This is a genomic window from Clostridium estertheticum subsp. estertheticum (genome assembly GCF_001877035.1).
Classification (GTDB): Bacteria; Bacillota; Clostridia; order Clostridiales; family Clostridiaceae; genus Clostridium_AD; species Clostridium_AD estertheticum.
The window spans coordinates 1,804,509-1,821,424 of record NZ_CP015756.1; the positions used below are offsets into that span (position 1 = coordinate 1,804,509).

Below are 16,916 nucleotides of genomic sequence, written 5' to 3' on the forward strand. Positions count from 1 at the left end.
GTTTCACATTGACATATATATATATAAAATGTATCCTATGTAGAGAAGGCTTTTTATGATTAAAAAAGGAACGCTATTTATAATAATTTCAATTATAAGTGTTAGCATGTATGGATGTTCGAATAAACAGGCAACAGCTGATAAGCAAGCAACGGTTGAGAAACAGGCAACGGCTGAGAAACAAGCACCAGCTGAGAAACAGGCACCAACTGAGAAACAAGTAATAGCTGAGAAACAGGCAACAACTGAGAAGCAATCAACAACTGAGAAACAATCACCAACTAAGAAACAAGTAACAACTAGCCCAAACAATAAAACAACAGCTTCAAAAGAATCTAAAAACAAAACAGTAGTTAAGGAAGGTTTTTATGGTGAGTGGATAATTAAGAGTAATCCAGTAGGTTCGTCTGTAACTGCTTATAGTAGTGAGGATGTAAAAAATATAGTTGGGAAAAAAATTACTTATTCAAAGGCAAAAGCTAGTTATGGAACTAATATATGTACAAGTCCAGTTTATAAAAAAACGAGTATTTCTAAATCAAATTTCGAAGGCGGTTATCGTGTTAATTTTAGCAGATTAAATATTGCAAATTTTCCTCTTAAGTATGTTGTTGTAGATGGCTTAAGTGGTATAGGCAATCAGTTTTATGTAAAAGATGCTAATACACTTCTATTATTTAGTGGTGGATATTTTTTTGAACTAGACAGATTAAATTAGATTGATTAAATATTGTTATACTAAGGGTATTTATATTTGGGACTTTATCACTAAATGATAAAGCTCTTATTTTTTGATCAAGGTAAGTTATGTGAAAGGAGGAATAGCAGTGAATCATATTATTAGCATGATATTATTTGTATTATTCGGCATCCTTATACTTATAGAATATTTCAAAGACAAGAAAACATATAGATTAATAACAATAATCCCCATACTATTCGCAATCTTTTTTCAGCAACAATCATCAAATAGTATTAGTAATCCATTATTAAACATTTTAATAGGAATATTAACTTTCATTGGATTTTTTATTTTTTACTTAATCTTAAAAGATAAAAAATAAGAAGTAAAGGGTTATAATGGTAACTTTAATTGGATTTTTTTTCATAGTACTAATCATAGTCTTTTCAATGTCAGCCTATCACTTTATTTTTTTCAAGAAATTATCATGTAGATTGCTCATCGATATTAATGATATTATTGATCCACAAAGTGCTAAAAACATATCCCATTGTGTATCCCAAACATCACCTTGTGTGCCTAGAAATGCATCAGCCGCACTACCAGTTGCCTCAGCTACCCCCCATTCTATCAATTCATATGAGGCACTAATTGAAAGACAAATACTTATAATAATGAAAGATAGTAATTTACTACGCTTTAATGTGGACTGCCTTAATAATATCTCTCTGACAAGTATGGCAGGTATAAAGCCCTGTGCAAAATGTCCCAATCGATCATAATAATTCCTAGAAAGATGAAACGTGTCCCTTATCCAATTAAAAATTGGCATTTTTTCATATGTATAGTGCCCACCGATAATTAAAATAATCATGTGTACTAATATCAAAAAATAGGTTAAATTGGTTAATCGAAATCGACTATACGTAAAAATAATAACCACTAACCCGATTATGGCTGGGAGAACTTCTAAAAACCATATAAACAAATCCTTTGGGTTTATAACCGACCAAATCAGTGCGGCAGAAAATATTAATAATAATGTAGCATGGAATGTTTCAATTTTATTATAACCAAGCATATTTTTCACTATAGTCCTCTCTTTCTCTTTTACCAATCTGATGTAACTTTTAAGAAGATTATACCACTAGCTATTATTTTTACAAACCTATAACGTCACAAAATATCTTCAAGTTATTTACCTCACTCTTTAGTGGTTAAAAAATTCTTCTGCTTTCTCCACCCATTCTTCTGGATGGTAATCACTTATTTCTGAATGATAATATCCTTTCAATTCAACTATTTTACACTTTTCCATATAAGACTGGAATAATTTTGATGATTGTTTAATACATTTCATTTCCTTACTTCCATACCAGTAAATGGTATCTGCCTGACTGTCTTTTAAGCTTTCTTTCAATTTGTATTGATAATAGGTATCTAAAATCTGAATTAGATTTTCAATTTTCATAGATGTAGTATCTCTCAAATACAACTCTGCGATCTCTTTAGGGTATTGCATGCGTTTAGGAAGTCTCTTTAGTGCCCATTTACCAAATGATTTGGAAAACATCCATTTGCCACATAGTTTAACTACAAAAATACTAAATTTCGAAAGAAATGGCTGAGGAATACAAAGTCCACTTTCTACAATCGCTTTTTTTGCAATATCCCGTCTTCTTGATAGAAGTTCTATTGTAATCTGACCACCAAGAGATACTCCGCTGACTGCAAAAAGTTTACCATCGCAGTTTTTGTCAATATACTCAATTAACTGGTCTACAATTTTTTCTGTAGAAATATAAGGAACATTTCCTTCTTCACCATGTCCATCAATCACTGGTAATATTACATGATATTTATTTTGCAATAATCTAGCTTCTCGTAAATAAAGCCAATAGGATCTACCTGCACCATGAATTAGCATTATGTGTGGTGAACTTTTATCTCCATATTCATAAAATTTCATAATTTTGCTTCCTTTCTTGATTTATTTTAAAATATTTCATCCAACATATTTTCTATCATTCTATGAACGATTTTCTCAATACCTGTTTCGACTAAAATATCCTTATTTTCTACTACGAGATTCATAACCTGAATCCAGTTAAGAATCGCATCCAGATCATACTTATCTTTTTTTTCATTTACATAGCGTAAATTTTTCTCCATTTGCATTTTTGCATCTGATATTTTATTCAAACAATCACTGGGAAGTCTAGTAAGGAATGTCTGTATATCCTCTCTTTTCAGGAAGCGATACACATTATCTTCATCCTTCAAAATCATACCAGAGTATAATTTTCTCAAATCTTCCCGATCTAGATACCCCTTTATTTGAATAATTTCTTCCACCTTCTGATTGATTCTTTCTTGATAAGCATTAGCTAGCCCATATACCAGCATCTCCTTCGAATCAAAAAAATTGTAGAATGTGCCTTGTGCAATTCCTACTTTCTTCGTAATTTGTTCGATGCTCATTTTTCTCATTCCATATTGCTTTATTAGTTCCAAACCCATATCCATAATTTGTTCTCTTATTTCTTGGCGCTTTTCTTGTGAGTATATTTTTGGCATCTTCTCATCTCCTTTTAAAATGAATATTTTATTCGTTTATTCATTTATTTAATATTATACACCTTATTTATCTTTTTACCAGTTTTTGTGGATTAAAAGATAGTTTAATCCACTATATAGATTTCAAATTATAACTTTTACATTTTGGATTAATCCTTGTTTAAATATAAATTTGTTTATGATTTCATAAAATCTGTTTGTGTCGGAAAATGTATGTTTCATGTGTTTTATATTGTTTCTTTTTATAAAAGTAATATACTTTGCAGTGTAAGCATCAAAATCTTTAGCTTGTACTGACGGGAGAATTGGAGGATGTAATAATTATGATGAATAGTAAGATTGAAATTAGTAAACAGTCAACTAAAAATATAGAAGAGTTTTTGGATGTAATTATGCTTAAAATTGAACTACCATTAGATGAAAAAGTGGATTTAAAGGAGAAAAATAAGGCGAAGTTGATAACTATCATACAAGAACTTGTTTCCAATGGTCATAAAGAAAAAGAGGCTTTTAAAATTGCTATCGATAGATTTGCTGAATTTAACGATTTACACAGTGAGACAGTTAATTTTAATAAAGAAAGTAAAACTTTTAAAAACTTTAAGAACATTTCATTATTAGCATATATATTACTGTTTGGATCATTGCGAAGTATATTTATAGTTAAACAATCTGTTCGTTTTTATATAATAGTTTCTTTAATAGGCGGAATTCTATTGGTAATAAAAAACAATGCTATTACTATTGAAAAATATAAAAATTTAATAAGAATTTTTGATGGTTCTATAATATTATTAATAATATTGTTTTATCAGAATGGTACATTTTCACTTCTAATAAAAGATTTATTAACCTTACTAACAATTATATTGTATATATCTTGGTATTTTAAATTACTATTTAATAGAAAGCTAATTTAATTTATCAACTTTCTATTTTATTGTTATTTTAATTATTAGATAATAAAAAAACAAATAAATTTGTAATTACATACTAAATTAAGTTACTTTGACGTTGCGTTCTTTAAAATCGTTTCAAAAATTCGGGAGTACACATCTTTAATATTCGCTTGATTTTCAATATCATTGTATAAACCGTATCCCCAGGTATTCAATTTAGCCCCAGTATACAAAATGCCTGTTGCATATGTTTGGTCAGTAACCGTAGGTGCATTGTCGTAAGTGAGGTCTTCCATTACGAATGGAACGTAACTTTTTTCAGTTTGAATAAAAAAGAACGGTATTTTAGATTTTTTGTAAATAGAGGCATATTTCCCTTGTGAGGCTTCTGATAAGTTATTTTTAGTAATGAAGATTGTATCATATTGTGAACTAAAGAGGTTCTTTTCTAAATCAGAAAATTTTATTTTGACGAAAGTGACTTGTTTTTCACGTACGTTAGGTGGCTCACCAATAACTCCAATGTTTAACGTCCTCCCATTATACGGATTCGTTTTTTCTGATTGTGGCTGTGGTTGTGACTTACTACAGGCTGTAAAAGCACCGAATATTGTAATTACACTAAGTATTGTAACTAATAAAGAATAGCGTCGTATTCTTTTCATATTTAAAAGTACCCCCTTCATATAATTTACTTATTAATGATAGATTTAAATTTTTTCTGATATTAGTTTGTGTAAATTTATAATTGTATCTTCATTCAATTATATAATATAGCAATATAATTATTCGAGTATTTAACATAATTACATATAAATTGATTCCGTGATTTTAAATTTTTACTCGTTGTAAAAATGCTTTATATTAAAAATTATGGTATTATATAGTATATTAAATAAATAGTGAAATTTGAAAGGAATGAGATAATGAATTTTAAAGAAATTATGAAACAAAATAAAGGATATTGTTCAAAGCACACAGATATGCCGTCAGAATTACAACAAAAGGCGAAAGAATTATGTTGGAAATATAATCAGACTGGACCATCTGAGGGAGAAAAAAGAAGTTGTATTTTAAAAGAATTATTTGGAACTTATCATCCGCTAACATTTATTGAACCATCATTTCGTTGTGATTATGGTTTCAATATACATACCCATGGACTTACTGTGATTAACTATAATTGTGTGATACTGGATACATCGCCAGTCCATATTGGTGCAAATTCATTTATAGCTCCTGGGGTTTGTTTAGCGTGTTCAGGACATGCTGTTCTTCCAATACAAAGAGCAGAAGGAATTGGAACTTCAAAACCGATTACAATAGAAGATGATGTATGGATTGGTGCCAATGTTACTGTATGTGGTGGAGTTACTATCGGAAAAGGTAGCATTATTGGAGCGGGAAGTGTGGTAAATAAAGATATTCCAGCAGGGGTAATTGCAGTAGGTAATCCTTGCAGAGTATTGCGAGAGATTACAAAAGAAGACGTAATTAACTTATCCGCTGAGTAAGACAAATTCCACTTTGTGGAATTAATGTAACATAACGTGTTACTCTTTACTTTGAATGTATTATAAAAGTTAAGTAAAATAATATAGCATATAACGCAGACAATTTAAATTGTCTACTTTATAGGCTATTGTGTTGTTTTCACATTATTTTCTTGTTAAATAAAAGTATTCTGGGATACCTTTAAAATAATAGAAGGAACTTTTAGTTCACATTACCATACTATAATATAAAAATTAGAAAGTGGTGATAAGAGGGTATTTATGCCCATATGGCCTATTAAATAACCAATTTTGATTGAATTTTTTATTGGAACTTAAGACATTGACCGTGACCTACAGCTGCAAACTTTGGATTTAATTCAGATAAAGTCTGCTGGACCTTTGCTCTTTGTTCTGTGCTTGGTATCTGCTCCAATGTGATATTGTCTACTTCTTTCTGCCAGTTTCCATTTATTACTTCACCATTAAATTTACCCATACCGAATATTAAATCACTGCTGAAGAATATTCCACGATTGTTCTCCATAAGAAGAATACCTTCCCATAGATGCATTTCTGATGGGTAACTAAAAAATTCAAGTTCATAGTCACTGCTAATCAATTTTTCACCAGGCTTTTTAATTATTACTTCATCTGCGATCCCAAATCCAATTAGCTGTCTTGCTGTGATTTCTGAACAAATTGTCTTTGCTTCTGGAAAAGTCTTTAACAGCAAAGATAATCCACCGCATTCGTCTGATTCAAAATGTGAAACAAAAATATATTTTAATTTTTTGTCGACTAGAATTTCTTTCAATTGTGGTATTAGATTTTCTGTTTGTTGTATGCTACCAGTATGAACTAAAACTGGTTCATCTGTTAACAAAAGATATTGATGAAATGAAAGGTTAATAGGCGAAATATAACTGTTGAATTGGTATAAATCATTATAAATAATAGGCATAGTATTATCTCCTTTTATGTATTTAAATTAGCATATCCTGAATAAGTTAAAAAGCTCTGCTAGTTATTTTAATCTTTTATTCTAATACTCATAATATTACATTTTTACAATAGTGTTTTTTACTTGTAAAATAACTAATTTATTGTGTCCATTGTTTGTAAATCCATGGCTTTCTCCATTTGGGGATAAGATTACATCATTCGCTTTAATTGAAATGTCTTCTCCATTTACAGTTATTATCCCTTCGCCAGTAACTACATAGAATATTTCATCTAAATTTGTATGCTTATGAGGGGTCATTGTTTCATCTGGCTCGTAGAATAAAATACCTGAATCCATTGTACCTTCTGTGAATAATGATTTCCTCATAGTTTTTTCTGTAATAGCATTAACGTTTAATATCTTCATAAATAAATTTCCTCCTATGTTTTCTTAAGTCATAGCTTTATACTATAATAGTTACTAACTCTTTACAAGAAGGCACTATTATGTAATAGACTAACTAGACTGTAAGTATTAAATTTATATGTGATAGGAGGGAACAAAAATGGCCTGTGGTAAATTATGTCCAATTGAAGAAACTGTTAATCTTATTAGCCACAAGTGGAAGGTTCTTATTTTAAGAAACTTAAATGACGGTGGAACACAAAGATTCACTGAACTTGCTAATGGAATTAATGGGATAAGTGAAAAGATGTTAACACAACAACTTCGACAAATGGAAACTGATGATTTGATTATTAGAAATGTATACCCTGAGGTTCCACCTAAAGTTGAGTATTCTCTATCAGAACTGGGAGCTAGTTTAAAGCCGGTTTTAGATTCTATGAATATCTGGGGCTTGAGCTATATAAAAGCTAATAAACACATTTATAAAGAGTAGAGTAAAATACGTATACTTTTGACAATGGGAAAAAGGATGGTTTAACATATGGTTAAGAAAACAGTTATAATATGCGACCAATGTATAGAATGTCCTTTATGCAGCAAAATGAGGTTACTAAAGAATTACTGAGTTACTTTACTCACAAGTAACCCCATATCTAATGATATGGGGTTTAATATATTTAAATTATGGTAATTATGGTATAATTATATACAATATGGACTACAAGGCAGCACTCAAAATCGTTTTGTTTCTTGTTTTAAATGGAAGAAATGCTGTTTCTATTAGTAAGCTATTAATAAATAGTAGTAATACAATACAAATTTAAAAAGGCTACGCTATCAGAGGGTTTTTAAATACTGGCATTCATTAAACAACTAAGTGTTAACAAGCTATCGGTTAAATTGACATTTTCTAAAATTATGTCTTTTGGTACCTTTAAATCCACAGGTGTAATATTACATATACATTTAACTCCGTTTTCTACCATAATGTCAGTAACCTTTTGTGCATAATTCTTTGATACACAAACTACCCCGATGTCTGTTGGTATTGTCTTTAAGAAACTTACTAATTTGTTTATGTGTAATACTTTGATATTTTGAATTGTTAATCCTATAAGTTCTGGATTAACATCAAAAATACCAACTAATTTTAAATTTAATTGTTTATATCTAGTATAATTAACAGTAGCTTTTCCAATATTATTTGCTCCTATTATTATCATATTGTGTTTTTTAAAAAGTCCCAATATACCATTAATTTCAATTAGTAATTCTTTAACATTATACCCTATTCTCTGTGTCCCGAAATCTCCAAAATAATTTAGGTCTCGTCTTATTTGACTAGAGGTAAACCCAATTATCTCACCAAATTTTCTTGAGGATATTGTAACAACATTATTAAGAACGAGTTTATTTAAATAGGTATGGTATTTAGTCATTCGCCTAATAACCAGCATTGGTATATTTTTTTGATTTTCCACAATGTTAACTCTCCTTTGCTACAATAATAATTTAAATTTAAGAGATTTTAGTGTTTTATTAGAAAGAAGCATCTTAATTAAACAAGCTAAACGGTAAAATATTTACTTAATTTTATTAAATGAATTTATTAATATCTGTTTTATCTCACTTATCATTGGATATCTAGGATTAGCGCTAGTACATTGATCATCAAACGCTTTCTCTGACATATCATCCAATGTTAAATAGAAATCTTTTTCTTTAACTCCTGTATCTTTTATAGTCAATGGAATATTTAATTCTTTTTTAAGATCAGTAATTGATTTTATTAATAAACCTACTTTTTCATCATCTGTATTTCCACCAAGATTTAAATAATTAGAAATAGCAGCATATCTTTCTTTTGAATCTGGGTATTTATTTTGTGGGAATGAAGTTTGTCTTACTGGAATATCTACTGCATTAAATTTAATTACTTCCTCAATCAATACAGCAATAGCAATACCATGAGGCATATGGTGTTGTGCTCCTAATTTGTGTGCCATTGAATGACATATTCCTAAAAATGCATTTCCAAATGCCATGCCTGCTATTGTTGATGCATGTGCCATTTTCTCTCTAGCAACTATATTGGTAGTTCCTTCGCTATATGCTGCTGGTAAATATTCAAATATCATTTTTATAGCTTGAAGAGCTAATCCATCTGTATAATCCGTAGCCATGACAGATACGTAGGCTTCAATAGCATGACTTAATGCATCTATTCCGGTAGCTGCAGTTAGACCTTTCGGCATATTCATCATAAATTCTGCATCTACAATTGCCATATTAGGTGTTAATTCATAATCCGAAAGTGGATATTTCATTCCTGTTTTCTCATCTGTTATAACTGCAAAGGGTGTTACTTCTGAACCAGTACCTGCAGTTGTTGGTATGGCTACTAATATAGCTTTAATTCCAAGCTTTGGAAAATGGTGTATTCTTTTTCTTATATCCATGAATTTCATTGCTAGCTCATCAAATTTTTCTTCTGGATGCTCATATAACACTTGCATGATTTTGGCTGCATCCATAGCTGATCCTCCACCGATTGTTATTATGGTATCGGGCTCAAATTCAAGCATTTCTTTGGCACCTTGATAAGCGCATTCAAGTGTAGGATCAGACTTAACATCTGAAAACACCTTGAAACTTATATCGATTTTTTCAAGTACTTTTGTTATTTTATCTGCATAACCTAATTCACAAAGCATTTTATCAGTTACAATAAATGCTCTCTTCTTGCCCATATCCTTTAATTCCTTAAGTGCAGATTCTAAGCATCCATATTTGAAGTATATTTTTTCTGGAACTTTAAACCAAAGCATATTTTCCCTTCTCTCTGCTACTGTTTTTATATTTAACAAATGTTTAGGTCCTACATTTTCTGACACTGAATTTCCTCCCCAAAATCCACAGCCTAGGGTAAATGAAGGTGCTATTTTAAAATTAAATAAATCACCACTAGCTCCCTGAGCTGAAGGCATATTTATAAAAGTTCTTACAGTTTTCATTTTAGAACTGAATTTTTCTACTTTCTCTTTTTCCCTCAAAGAATCTACATACAATGAAGATGTATGTCCCATACCACCTAATTCAATGAGTCTTTCTGCTTTTTCTAAAGCTTCATCAAAACTTTTTACTTTATACATAGCTAATACTGTTGATAGTTTTTCACGTGAAAATAGTTCATCTAGTTCAACTGATTTAACTTCGCCTATAAGAACTTTTGTCCATTCCGGTACATTAACATCTGCTAACTTGGCTATGTTACACGCAGACTTTCCAACTATATTTGGATTAATCTTATCATTTTTAAACATAATATTTTTGACCTTATCTATTTCATCCTGAGTTAACATGTAAGCTCCTCTTTTAATAAGTTCATTTTTAACTTTAGTGTATATTGAATCTAACACTATTATAGATTGTTCTGAAGCACATATTGTACCATTATCATATGTTTTGGATAGTATTATTGAACTTACAGCCATTTTTATATCTGCACTTTCATCAATTATAGCTGGTGTATTTCCTGGTCCAACACCAATAGCTGGTTTTCCTGATGAATAAGCCGATTTAACCATACCTGGGCCTCCTGTAGCAAGTACCACATCAGCTTCACTCATAAGTATTTTTGAAAGCTCGATAGATGGGTTGTCTATCCAATCTATTATTCCCTCAGGGGCTCCGGCCTTAACTGCAGCATCCAAAAGTAATTTCGCTGTTGCTATTGTTGATTTTTTTGATCTTGGATGAGGAGAAAAAATTATTCCATTTCTCGTTTTCAAAGAGATTAATGACTTGAAAATCACTGTAGATGTTGGGTTCGTAGTTGGCACTATAGCTGCTATAACACCAATTGGTTCTGCAATTTTTGTTATACCATAAGTTTCATCTCTTTCGATAACACCACATGTTTTTTCATCTTTATATTTATTGTAGATATATTCTGCTGCAAAATGATTCTTAATTACCTTATCTTCTACTAATCCCATACCACTTTCTTCCACTGCCATTTTAGCAAGGGATATTCTAGCATCTAAGGCTGCCATTGCTACTTTTTTAAAAATTTCATCTACTTGAGCCTGGGTATAAGTTGAAAATTTTACTTGAGCTTCTTTTACACTTTTTAGTTTCTTATTTAATTCTTCTACGTTGGTTAATTTCATATATAAACACTCCTTTTTAAATTTATATTATTTCAAATCGGATTATATTGATAATAAATTAACACATGTGTGTATTGAATTTAAAAATAAAATAATATTATATAACAATTATATAAAAATATTAGTAATTAAACTTTAATTACTTAGTAGTAATGGTAATGTTAGGAATTATAACTTATTTAAGTTCTAGGTTATTATAGATCAGCACAATATGTTTGTCAAATGTTTAACAATGAATTTATATGATAGTTACGTTTACATCTATATTTATTTTACTTAAATTAGAGGTTAGTTGAAAATACTAAGTAAAGTAATATAGCCTATAAAGCAGGCAATTTACATTGTCTACTTTATAGGCTATTGTATTATTCGGTTTATATTTAATTAAAGGGCTCTAATTAAAAAACAAATTACTTGTTAATTACTATATATTTATAATAACAAGTAATTGTGATATTAGTGTCCAATATTTATGTGAAAAATATGTGAATTTAAGCACTTCTAAGGAGTGGTCACATCTACTTTTTCTATATCTTTTATGGATAAATAAGCTACAAAAACGCCTATAATAGCAAGAATGATAGGAACTATGATTATAGAACTTAATGTATCGCCATTAGATCCACTATTTAATAAACTCACAACTATTATTGAAGTTATTATTGTGGCAGATCCTGATTTGTTTCTCATACCTATATATAGTGGAATTAAACTTACAAAGGAAAATGTTGCCGAATACACAAAAATATTAATTAAATTTTTCACTAAAATATCTTGAGTTAAAGGAATTTGAATAAAATTTGCAAATATATTTAGAAGATATATACTGAATATCAAGAATATATTTGATAAAATCATAGTTGTAAAAGCAAATATAACCACAATAGCTAACTTTGCTGCCATAATCTTTTTTCTTTTTATTGGATAGCTAAACATAATATTTATTGTTTTGCATTTGTATTCACCAATTATTAATTTAGAAATAAGAGCCGCTGCAAAAATTGAGAAAGTAGCTCTTACTATAGTACCTGTATATAGAAAAACATCACTATAATTTCTGAACATATTTTCCTTAGTGTTAAATTTTAAAGAATATACACCTAGAAGCAAAACGGCTAGTATAATTAAATTTATAATCATAACTGTTTTTACATTTTTATTAAGTTTAAATTTCTTGATTTCTAATTTAATTAATTTAAGCATTTATATTACCTCCATTTAAAAGCTTTAAGAAATAATCTTCTAAAGAACTTTTTTTCTTATTTATAGATTCAATTTCAATACCTTTTAAAATTAATGCTTTTGAAATATCTTTTTGAGCTAACTTCAAGTCATATATTCTTATAAATGTATTGTCTACAATCTTAAAGTTAGAAATTTTTAAATCATTTTCTAAAATATAAGAAGCTTTTATAAAGTCTTTAGTATTAATTTCTACATACTCTGTATGATCTGTTCTGATGCTTTCCATTGAGACCTCTTTTATTAATATGCCATTAGTTATTATCCCTATAGTATCTGCTATTTGTTCAATTTCGCTCAAAATATGACTAGATATTAAAATGGTAATACCATATTCTTTGCTTAACATTTTTAATAAATTTCTAATCTGTTTGATACCTATTGGATCAAGCCCATTAATAGGCTCATCTAATATTAAAAACTCCGGTTTTGTTATAATTGCCCTTGCAATTCCTAGTCTTTGTTTCATTCCTAGAGAAAAATTCTTAACTGGCTTATCATCTATACCACTTAAATTTACTAGTTCTAATGCCCTATTGATAGCACTTTTATCGTAATATCCCATATATTCACAATGGAGCTCTAGATTCTCTCTACCAGTGAGTTTATCGTAAAACACAGGATACTCAATGATGCTTCCTATCCGTTTCAAAATTTCATAAGCTTTAAAATTTAGTTTCTCACCAAAAATTTCAATTTCCCCAATGCTTGGTTTAACAAGATTTATAATCATCTTCATAATTGTAGTCTTACCAGCTCCATTGGGCCCTAAAAACCCGTATATTTCTCCTTTTTTGATATTCATATTTACATTAGTTACAACCTCATTGTCTATAAATTTTTTCGATAAATTTATAGTTCTTAATATATAATCCATGGTTCATCCCCCTTTTTTTATCTACTATAGTTCTATTGTATGGTATAGACTTATCTTTTTTATTAACCAATTCTTACAAAAATCTTAAGTTGAAAAGCAAAATACTTTTTATTTTGCATCTTATTAATATAAACTAATAAGTTATTCTCTTTAATTGAAAAATAAAGCTAGTTTTTTCATAAGGTTTGCTTTCTAGTGATATCTTCCCACCTAATTTCTCAACAAGCCTTTTGGTTATTGTAAGTCCTAATCCACTTCCTTGATATAATTTATTTCTTGAATCTTCAAGGGTGTACATCCTTTCAAATACCCTGTCAACATTAATTTCTTCAATTCCTTTACCTTTGTCGCAAATTTCTACATAAGAACAGTTATCATCATAAGTTAATTTCAATCCTAAGTATTTACCATCACTCCCATATTTAATTGCATTAGAAATTAAATTGTTCATTATTCTATGAATGGCATCTAAATTACCAAGTACATAAATGTTGGTACTAGGAATATCTATACTTACTTCATAACCTTTTGAAGTCAAATTTTCATAAAATTCTAGTATGCTTTTTCTGCAAATTTCGTTTATATTGACCCTTGATATAGTTATATCCTTATCACCTGATTCAAGCTTAGCCAAATCAAAGAACTCATTGATAAGATCAATTACTTCAAGAGCTTTGGTATAAACATTAGAAAGCAATAGGTCCCTTTCATCCTTACTAATATTGTTGTCTAATTTTATTGTCTCGATATATCCTAATACTACTGTGAGTGGAGTTTTTAAATCATGAGAAATGTTTGATAACATTTTGCTTATAGATATTTCCTTTTTTCTATAGTCAGCCAATATTTTTTGATTAAAATCTAAAAGATTATTAATCTCTACAAGTATTTTTTTAAGCTCTTTATCCTCAGTTTCAACTAGGAGCTTTTCATTAGTATTCTCATTTATAATTTTGTTTAACTTGTTTTGAATATATTTTAAAGTATTATTTCTCTTCTTTTCAACATTAGTCTTAAAAAGTATTATACAAATTAGAATAAAGATAATTATTATTAATAAAGTAATCACTCATTAACCTCCAACTTGTAACCAATACCCCATAAAGTCTTTATGTATTGTGGATTTGAAGGGTTATCCTCTATCTTTTCTCTTAGTCTTCGCATATGGACATTAATTACATTCTCATCTCCACAGTAATTATCTTTCCAAACAAAGCTGTAAATTTGAGCCTTAGTAAATACTCTATTTGGATTCTGGATAAACAATTTTAAAATATCAAATTCCTTAGAAGTTAGCGAAATAACCTGGTTATTTTTAACAACAGAAAAATTTTTTATATTTATAGTAAGTTTTCCAACTTTAAATATCAGTGATTCATCTTTCTTGTCACTATTAGAATATTTTGTGGATCTTCTTATAGCGGCTTTAATTCTTGCAGAGAATTCTATCATAGAAAAGGGCTTAGAAATATAATCATCCGCTCCTAACCCGAGTCCCACTGCTTTATCTACATCACTATCCTTGGCAGACATAATTAATATTGGTACTGAACTTTTTTCTCGAATTATCTTCATAGTTTCTATACCGTTTAATTTAGGCATCATTAAATCAAGAACAATTAAATCAAAAACATGACTTAGATATTTAACAATCGCTTCTTCACCATCAAAGGCTGTTGTTACGATAAACCCATCCTTTATCAAGTAATTCTTAACCATTTCGCTAATGGCAATATCATCTTCAACAATCAAAATTTTATTATTCATAATCATTAAGCCTCTTTTCATAGATATTTAAATTTTTGTACTAATGCAATAATTATACTATTTTACTGTAGATTAAACATAACAAATAAGCAAGCGATAAATAGTAATAGAAAGACATAAAAGTGGATATAGCATACATAGGTTAGAAGAAATTTATTATAAACGTTATATGTATTACTAGTAAAATATGACGAGTTTGTGGTAGAATAACCAGTATATTACAATATAAATATAGACCGTGAACGAGAATATTATGTTAATTAATACAAATGGATATAACTATTATAAAAGCAATGAAAGGTAATACGATTGGCTCTGGTTGTTATTATGATGGAATAGCTTTTAAGCAAAGATCAGTAGCTGCCTCAAGTGAAATTATTACTTGTGAAATGCCTAGAGTGGTGAAAAGGAGAAGAGTATGAGAAAAAAAAAGCTTAAGGTTCTTGGAAGAATATTAGGGTGTGTAATTGCTTTGCTAGGTGTGGTATTAATATACGTATATAATAGTTATCCTATATGTACATATGTCCCTAAACCCTATAATTCTGCTGGAAATGTGGTATTGGATAAAAAGATGACTAATTTAGAGGTGAAAATGGATGTGGAAAAGATGATAGATATAATGGAAAACACACATCCCATTTTTTTAGAAAAACAAACCGAAAGATATAAAGAAGCAAAAGAAAAATTTTTAAAAGAGACAAATAAAAGTATGGTCGTAGGTGAATTCCAACGTGCTGTTAGTAGATATTTAGTATCAATAGAAGATGGGCATACACAACTTTATTGGAAAGAGGATCAGTACTTAAATATTAACTGGAGATATTTAAATGGTAATTTGGTTATGTTTTCAGATGATGGTAAACAAATAGATAAAGTAGTAACGAAAATTAATGGAGTACAAATAAATAAGGTTATGGATACAATTAAGGATCTTTTTCCGGCTGAAAATTATGTAGCTGAAAATATTAATAATGCAAAGTATTCAAAGGGAAAGATGGTATTAACGTACTCGGGTGTTGATTGCTCAAAAGATATATTATTAACGGAAAAAGGTAAGGATGGAGAAGAAAATGTTAAAGTAGAATTTAACAAAGTGAAAGATAATGATACAGATTATGAAATTTCAAGCAGAAAAATTGATGGTAAAACAATATATGTAAAGCTAGGCGTTTGTGAAGTTAATAAAGATTTAAATAATGTTGTAGAAGATTTAAGTCAAGCTGTTAGTAATGGTATAAAAAATGTAATAATAGATGTTAGAAACAACCCAGGTGGAAATTCAAAGGCATGTGATATGTTATTAGATTCACTTAAAATGAAGCCTGGACGTTATGGATCTATAATAAGATTTTCTTCATTAGCACAAGAAAGGCATGGTTTTCTAAGGAAAAGCGGATATGTATCTTTTAAGAGCAGTAATGATGTGGTGAAAAACAAAGATATAAAATTATATGTTATTACAAATGAAAAAACTTTTAGCTCAGCTCAAATGTTAGCTACATGGGTTAAGGATGGAAAACTAGGTACTATAGTTGGACAACCAAGCAGTAATATGCCATCTTCATTTGGAGATGTATTAGGATTTCAATTAGATAATTCAAAATTACAAGGGCAAATTTCATTCAAGAAATGGATAAGACCAGATAAAACAAAAGAGGCTGAAAGAGTATTAGAACCAGATATTTATGTGGATTATTCAGAAGACGCATTAAGTATGATTTTGGATAAAATCAAATAAAGGGAAAAAAGATAAGATTCATATTATAAATGTTTTTTTAATTAGTGGTTTTATCATATTTCGTAACAAGTAACCCTACATAATTTAATGTGGGGTCACTTGTATTAATAAT

The 16,916-nt window shown here is 29.1% G+C and carries 19 protein-coding genes; 7 read left to right on the forward strand and 12 right to left on the reverse strand.

What is annotated here, in order from left to right:
- Positions 1-55 precede the first annotated feature (55 nt).
- Positions 56-718 (forward strand): hypothetical protein, encoded by a 663-nt coding sequence (locus tag A7L45_RS08420; RefSeq protein WP_071612367.1) that lies wholly within the window; start codon positions 56-58, stop codon positions 716-718.
- A gap of 109 nt (positions 719-827) precedes the next feature.
- Entirely contained in the window at positions 828-1,064 is a 237-nt protein-coding gene (locus A7L45_RS08425; protein ID WP_071612368.1) for a hypothetical protein, read from the forward strand.
- 78 nt (positions 1,065-1,142) lie between these two features.
- Here the strand turns inward: A7L45_RS08425 and A7L45_RS08430 are convergent, their stop codons facing one another.
- From A7L45_RS08430 to A7L45_RS08440, 3 genes are all read right to left on the reverse strand, one after another.
- Positions 1,143-1,763: a DUF2238 domain-containing protein gene (locus A7L45_RS08430; RefSeq protein WP_071614914.1), complete on the reverse strand. Its 621-nt coding sequence runs from the start codon at positions 1,761-1,763 to the stop codon at positions 1,143-1,145.
- Positions 1,764-1,892: 129 nt separating this feature from the next.
- Positions 1,893-2,651, reverse strand: coding sequence for an alpha/beta hydrolase (locus tag A7L45_RS08435; RefSeq protein ID WP_071612369.1), 759 nt, complete (start codon positions 2,649-2,651; stop codon positions 1,893-1,895).
- A 26-nt stretch (positions 2,652-2,677) separates the two neighbouring features.
- Positions 2,678-3,259 (reverse strand): TetR/AcrR family transcriptional regulator, encoded by a 582-nt coding sequence (locus A7L45_RS08440; protein ID WP_071612370.1) that lies wholly within the window; start codon positions 3,257-3,259, stop codon positions 2,678-2,680.
- A 323-nt stretch (positions 3,260-3,582) separates the two neighbouring features.
- Here A7L45_RS08440 and A7L45_RS08445 point away from each other — a divergent pair, with 323 nt between their 5' ends.
- Positions 3,583-4,179, forward strand: a complete 597-nt coding sequence (locus A7L45_RS08445) for a hypothetical protein (RefSeq protein ID WP_071612371.1) — start codon at positions 3,583-3,585, stop codon at positions 4,177-4,179.
- Between the two features lie 83 nt (positions 4,180-4,262).
- On the opposite strand, the gene A7L45_RS08450 is transcribed toward A7L45_RS08445, so the two are convergent.
- On the reverse strand, positions 4,263-4,844 hold the full coding sequence (locus tag A7L45_RS08450; RefSeq protein ID WP_236900474.1) for a transcription elongation factor GreAB: 582 nt from the start codon (positions 4,842-4,844) through the stop codon (positions 4,263-4,265).
- A gap of 240 nt (positions 4,845-5,084) precedes the next feature.
- On the opposite strand from A7L45_RS08450, the gene A7L45_RS08455 reads away from it, so the two are divergent.
- Positions 5,085-5,672, forward strand: a complete 588-nt coding sequence (locus A7L45_RS08455; RefSeq protein ID WP_071612373.1) for a sugar O-acetyltransferase — start codon at positions 5,085-5,087, stop codon at positions 5,670-5,672.
- 304 nt (positions 5,673-5,976) lie between these two features.
- Here A7L45_RS08455 and A7L45_RS08460 read toward each other — a convergent pair whose 3' ends face one another.
- Together A7L45_RS08460 and A7L45_RS08465 are read right to left on the reverse strand one after the other, a co-directional pair.
- The gene (locus A7L45_RS08460; protein WP_071612374.1) at positions 5,977-6,615 is read right to left on the reverse strand and encodes an oxygen-binding di-iron domain-containing protein; all 639 of its coding nucleotides are present in this window, start codon (positions 6,613-6,615) and stop codon (positions 5,977-5,979) included.
- A 96-nt stretch (positions 6,616-6,711) separates the two neighbouring features.
- A complete protein-coding gene (locus A7L45_RS08465; protein ID WP_071612375.1) occupies positions 6,712-7,023 on the reverse strand; it encodes a cupin domain-containing protein in 312 nt (103 codons plus the stop codon).
- A gap of 139 nt (positions 7,024-7,162) precedes the next feature.
- Here A7L45_RS08465 and A7L45_RS08470 point away from each other — a divergent pair, with 139 nt between their 5' ends.
- On the forward strand, positions 7,163-7,498 hold the full coding sequence (locus A7L45_RS08470; protein WP_071612376.1) for a winged helix-turn-helix transcriptional regulator: 336 nt from the start codon (positions 7,163-7,165) through the stop codon (positions 7,496-7,498).
- A 355-nt stretch (positions 7,499-7,853) separates the two neighbouring features.
- Here the strand turns inward: A7L45_RS08470 and A7L45_RS08475 are convergent, their stop codons facing one another.
- The 6 genes from A7L45_RS08475 to A7L45_RS08500 form a co-directional block, all read right to left on the reverse strand.
- Positions 7,854-8,486, reverse strand: a complete 633-nt coding sequence (locus A7L45_RS08475; protein WP_071612377.1) for a redox-sensing transcriptional repressor Rex — start codon at positions 8,484-8,486, stop codon at positions 7,854-7,856.
- A gap of 102 nt (positions 8,487-8,588) precedes the next feature.
- Complete coding sequence (gene adhE, locus A7L45_RS08480) at positions 8,589-11,177, reverse strand: bifunctional acetaldehyde-CoA/alcohol dehydrogenase (RefSeq protein ID WP_071612378.1); 2,589 nt, start codon at positions 11,175-11,177, stop codon at positions 8,589-8,591.
- Positions 11,178-11,678: 501 nt separating this feature from the next.
- Positions 11,679-12,380, reverse strand: a complete 702-nt coding sequence (locus A7L45_RS08485) for an ABC transporter permease (protein WP_071612379.1) — start codon at positions 12,378-12,380, stop codon at positions 11,679-11,681.
- On the reverse strand, positions 12,373-13,296 hold the full coding sequence (locus A7L45_RS08490) for an ABC transporter ATP-binding protein (protein WP_071612380.1): 924 nt from the start codon (positions 13,294-13,296) through the stop codon (positions 12,373-12,375). The genes A7L45_RS08485 and A7L45_RS08490 overlap by 8 nt, the downstream gene beginning before the upstream one ends.
- Before the next feature lie 133 nt (positions 13,297-13,429).
- Positions 13,430-14,365, reverse strand: coding sequence for a sensor histidine kinase (locus A7L45_RS08495; RefSeq protein ID WP_071612381.1), 936 nt, complete (start codon positions 14,363-14,365; stop codon positions 13,430-13,432).
- A complete protein-coding gene (locus tag A7L45_RS08500; protein WP_071612382.1) occupies positions 14,362-15,063 on the reverse strand; it encodes a response regulator transcription factor in 702 nt (233 codons plus the stop codon). Before A7L45_RS08500 ends, A7L45_RS08495 begins: the two co-directional genes overlap by 4 nt.
- Positions 15,064-15,332: 269 nt before the next feature.
- On the opposite strand from A7L45_RS08500, the gene A7L45_RS23170 reads away from it, so the two are divergent.
- A complete protein-coding gene (locus A7L45_RS23170; RefSeq protein WP_153882455.1) occupies positions 15,333-15,485 on the forward strand; it encodes a hypothetical protein in 153 nt (50 codons plus the stop codon).
- Positions 15,482-16,804: a S41 family peptidase gene (locus A7L45_RS08505; protein ID WP_071612383.1), complete on the forward strand. Its 1,323-nt coding sequence runs from the start codon at positions 15,482-15,484 to the stop codon at positions 16,802-16,804. Before A7L45_RS23170 ends, A7L45_RS08505 begins: the two co-directional genes overlap by 4 nt.
- The last annotated feature ends 112 nt before the right edge of the window (positions 16,805-16,916 follow it).

Excerpts from the sequence above, each read along its gene's own strand:
- A7L45_RS08420 (WP_071612367.1), top strand. The coding sequence starts at position 56 with ATGATTAAAAAAGGAACGCTATTTATAATAATTTCAATTATAAGTGTT.
- A7L45_RS08430 (WP_071614914.1), bottom strand. The coding sequence starts at position 1,763 with ATGCTTGGTTATAATAAAATTGAAACATTCCATGCTACATTATTATTA.
- A7L45_RS08435 (WP_071612369.1), bottom strand. The coding sequence starts at position 2,651 with ATGAAATTTTATGAATATGGAGATAAAAGTTCACCACACATAATGCTA.
- A7L45_RS08440 (WP_071612370.1), bottom strand. The coding sequence starts at position 3,259 with ATGCCAAAAATATACTCACAAGAAAAGCGCCAAGAAATAAGAGAACAA.
- A7L45_RS08445 (WP_071612371.1), top strand. The coding sequence starts at position 3,583 with ATGATGAATAGTAAGATTGAAATTAGTAAACAGTCAACTAAAAATATA.
- A7L45_RS08450 (WP_236900474.1), bottom strand. The coding sequence starts at position 4,844 with ATGAAGGGGGTACTTTTAAATATGAAAAGAATACGACGCTATTCTTTA.
- A7L45_RS08455 (WP_071612373.1), top strand. The coding sequence starts at position 5,085 with ATGAATTTTAAAGAAATTATGAAACAAAATAAAGGATATTGTTCAAAG.
- A7L45_RS08460 (WP_071612374.1), bottom strand. The coding sequence starts at position 6,615 with ATGCCTATTATTTATAATGATTTATACCAATTCAACAGTTATATTTCG.
- A7L45_RS08465 (WP_071612375.1), bottom strand. The coding sequence starts at position 7,023 with ATGAAGATATTAAACGTTAATGCTATTACAGAAAAAACTATGAGGAAA.
- A7L45_RS08470 (WP_071612376.1), top strand. The coding sequence starts at position 7,163 with ATGGCCTGTGGTAAATTATGTCCAATTGAAGAAACTGTTAATCTTATT.
- adhE (WP_071612378.1), bottom strand. The coding sequence starts at position 11,177 with ATGAAATTAACCAACGTAGAAGAATTAAATAAGAAACTAAAAAGTGTA.
- A7L45_RS08485 (WP_071612379.1), bottom strand. The coding sequence starts at position 12,380 with ATGCTTAAATTAATTAAATTAGAAATCAAGAAATTTAAACTTAATAAA.
- A7L45_RS08490 (WP_071612380.1), bottom strand. The coding sequence starts at position 13,296 with ATGGATTATATATTAAGAACTATAAATTTATCGAAAAAATTTATAGAC.
- A7L45_RS08500 (WP_071612382.1), bottom strand. The coding sequence starts at position 15,063 with ATGAATAATAAAATTTTGATTGTTGAAGATGATATTGCCATTAGCGAA.
- A7L45_RS23170 (WP_153882455.1), top strand. The coding sequence starts at position 15,333 with ATGGATATAACTATTATAAAAGCAATGAAAGGTAATACGATTGGCTCT.
- A7L45_RS08505 (WP_071612383.1), top strand. The coding sequence starts at position 15,482 with ATGAGAAAAAAAAAGCTTAAGGTTCTTGGAAGAATATTAGGGTGTGTA.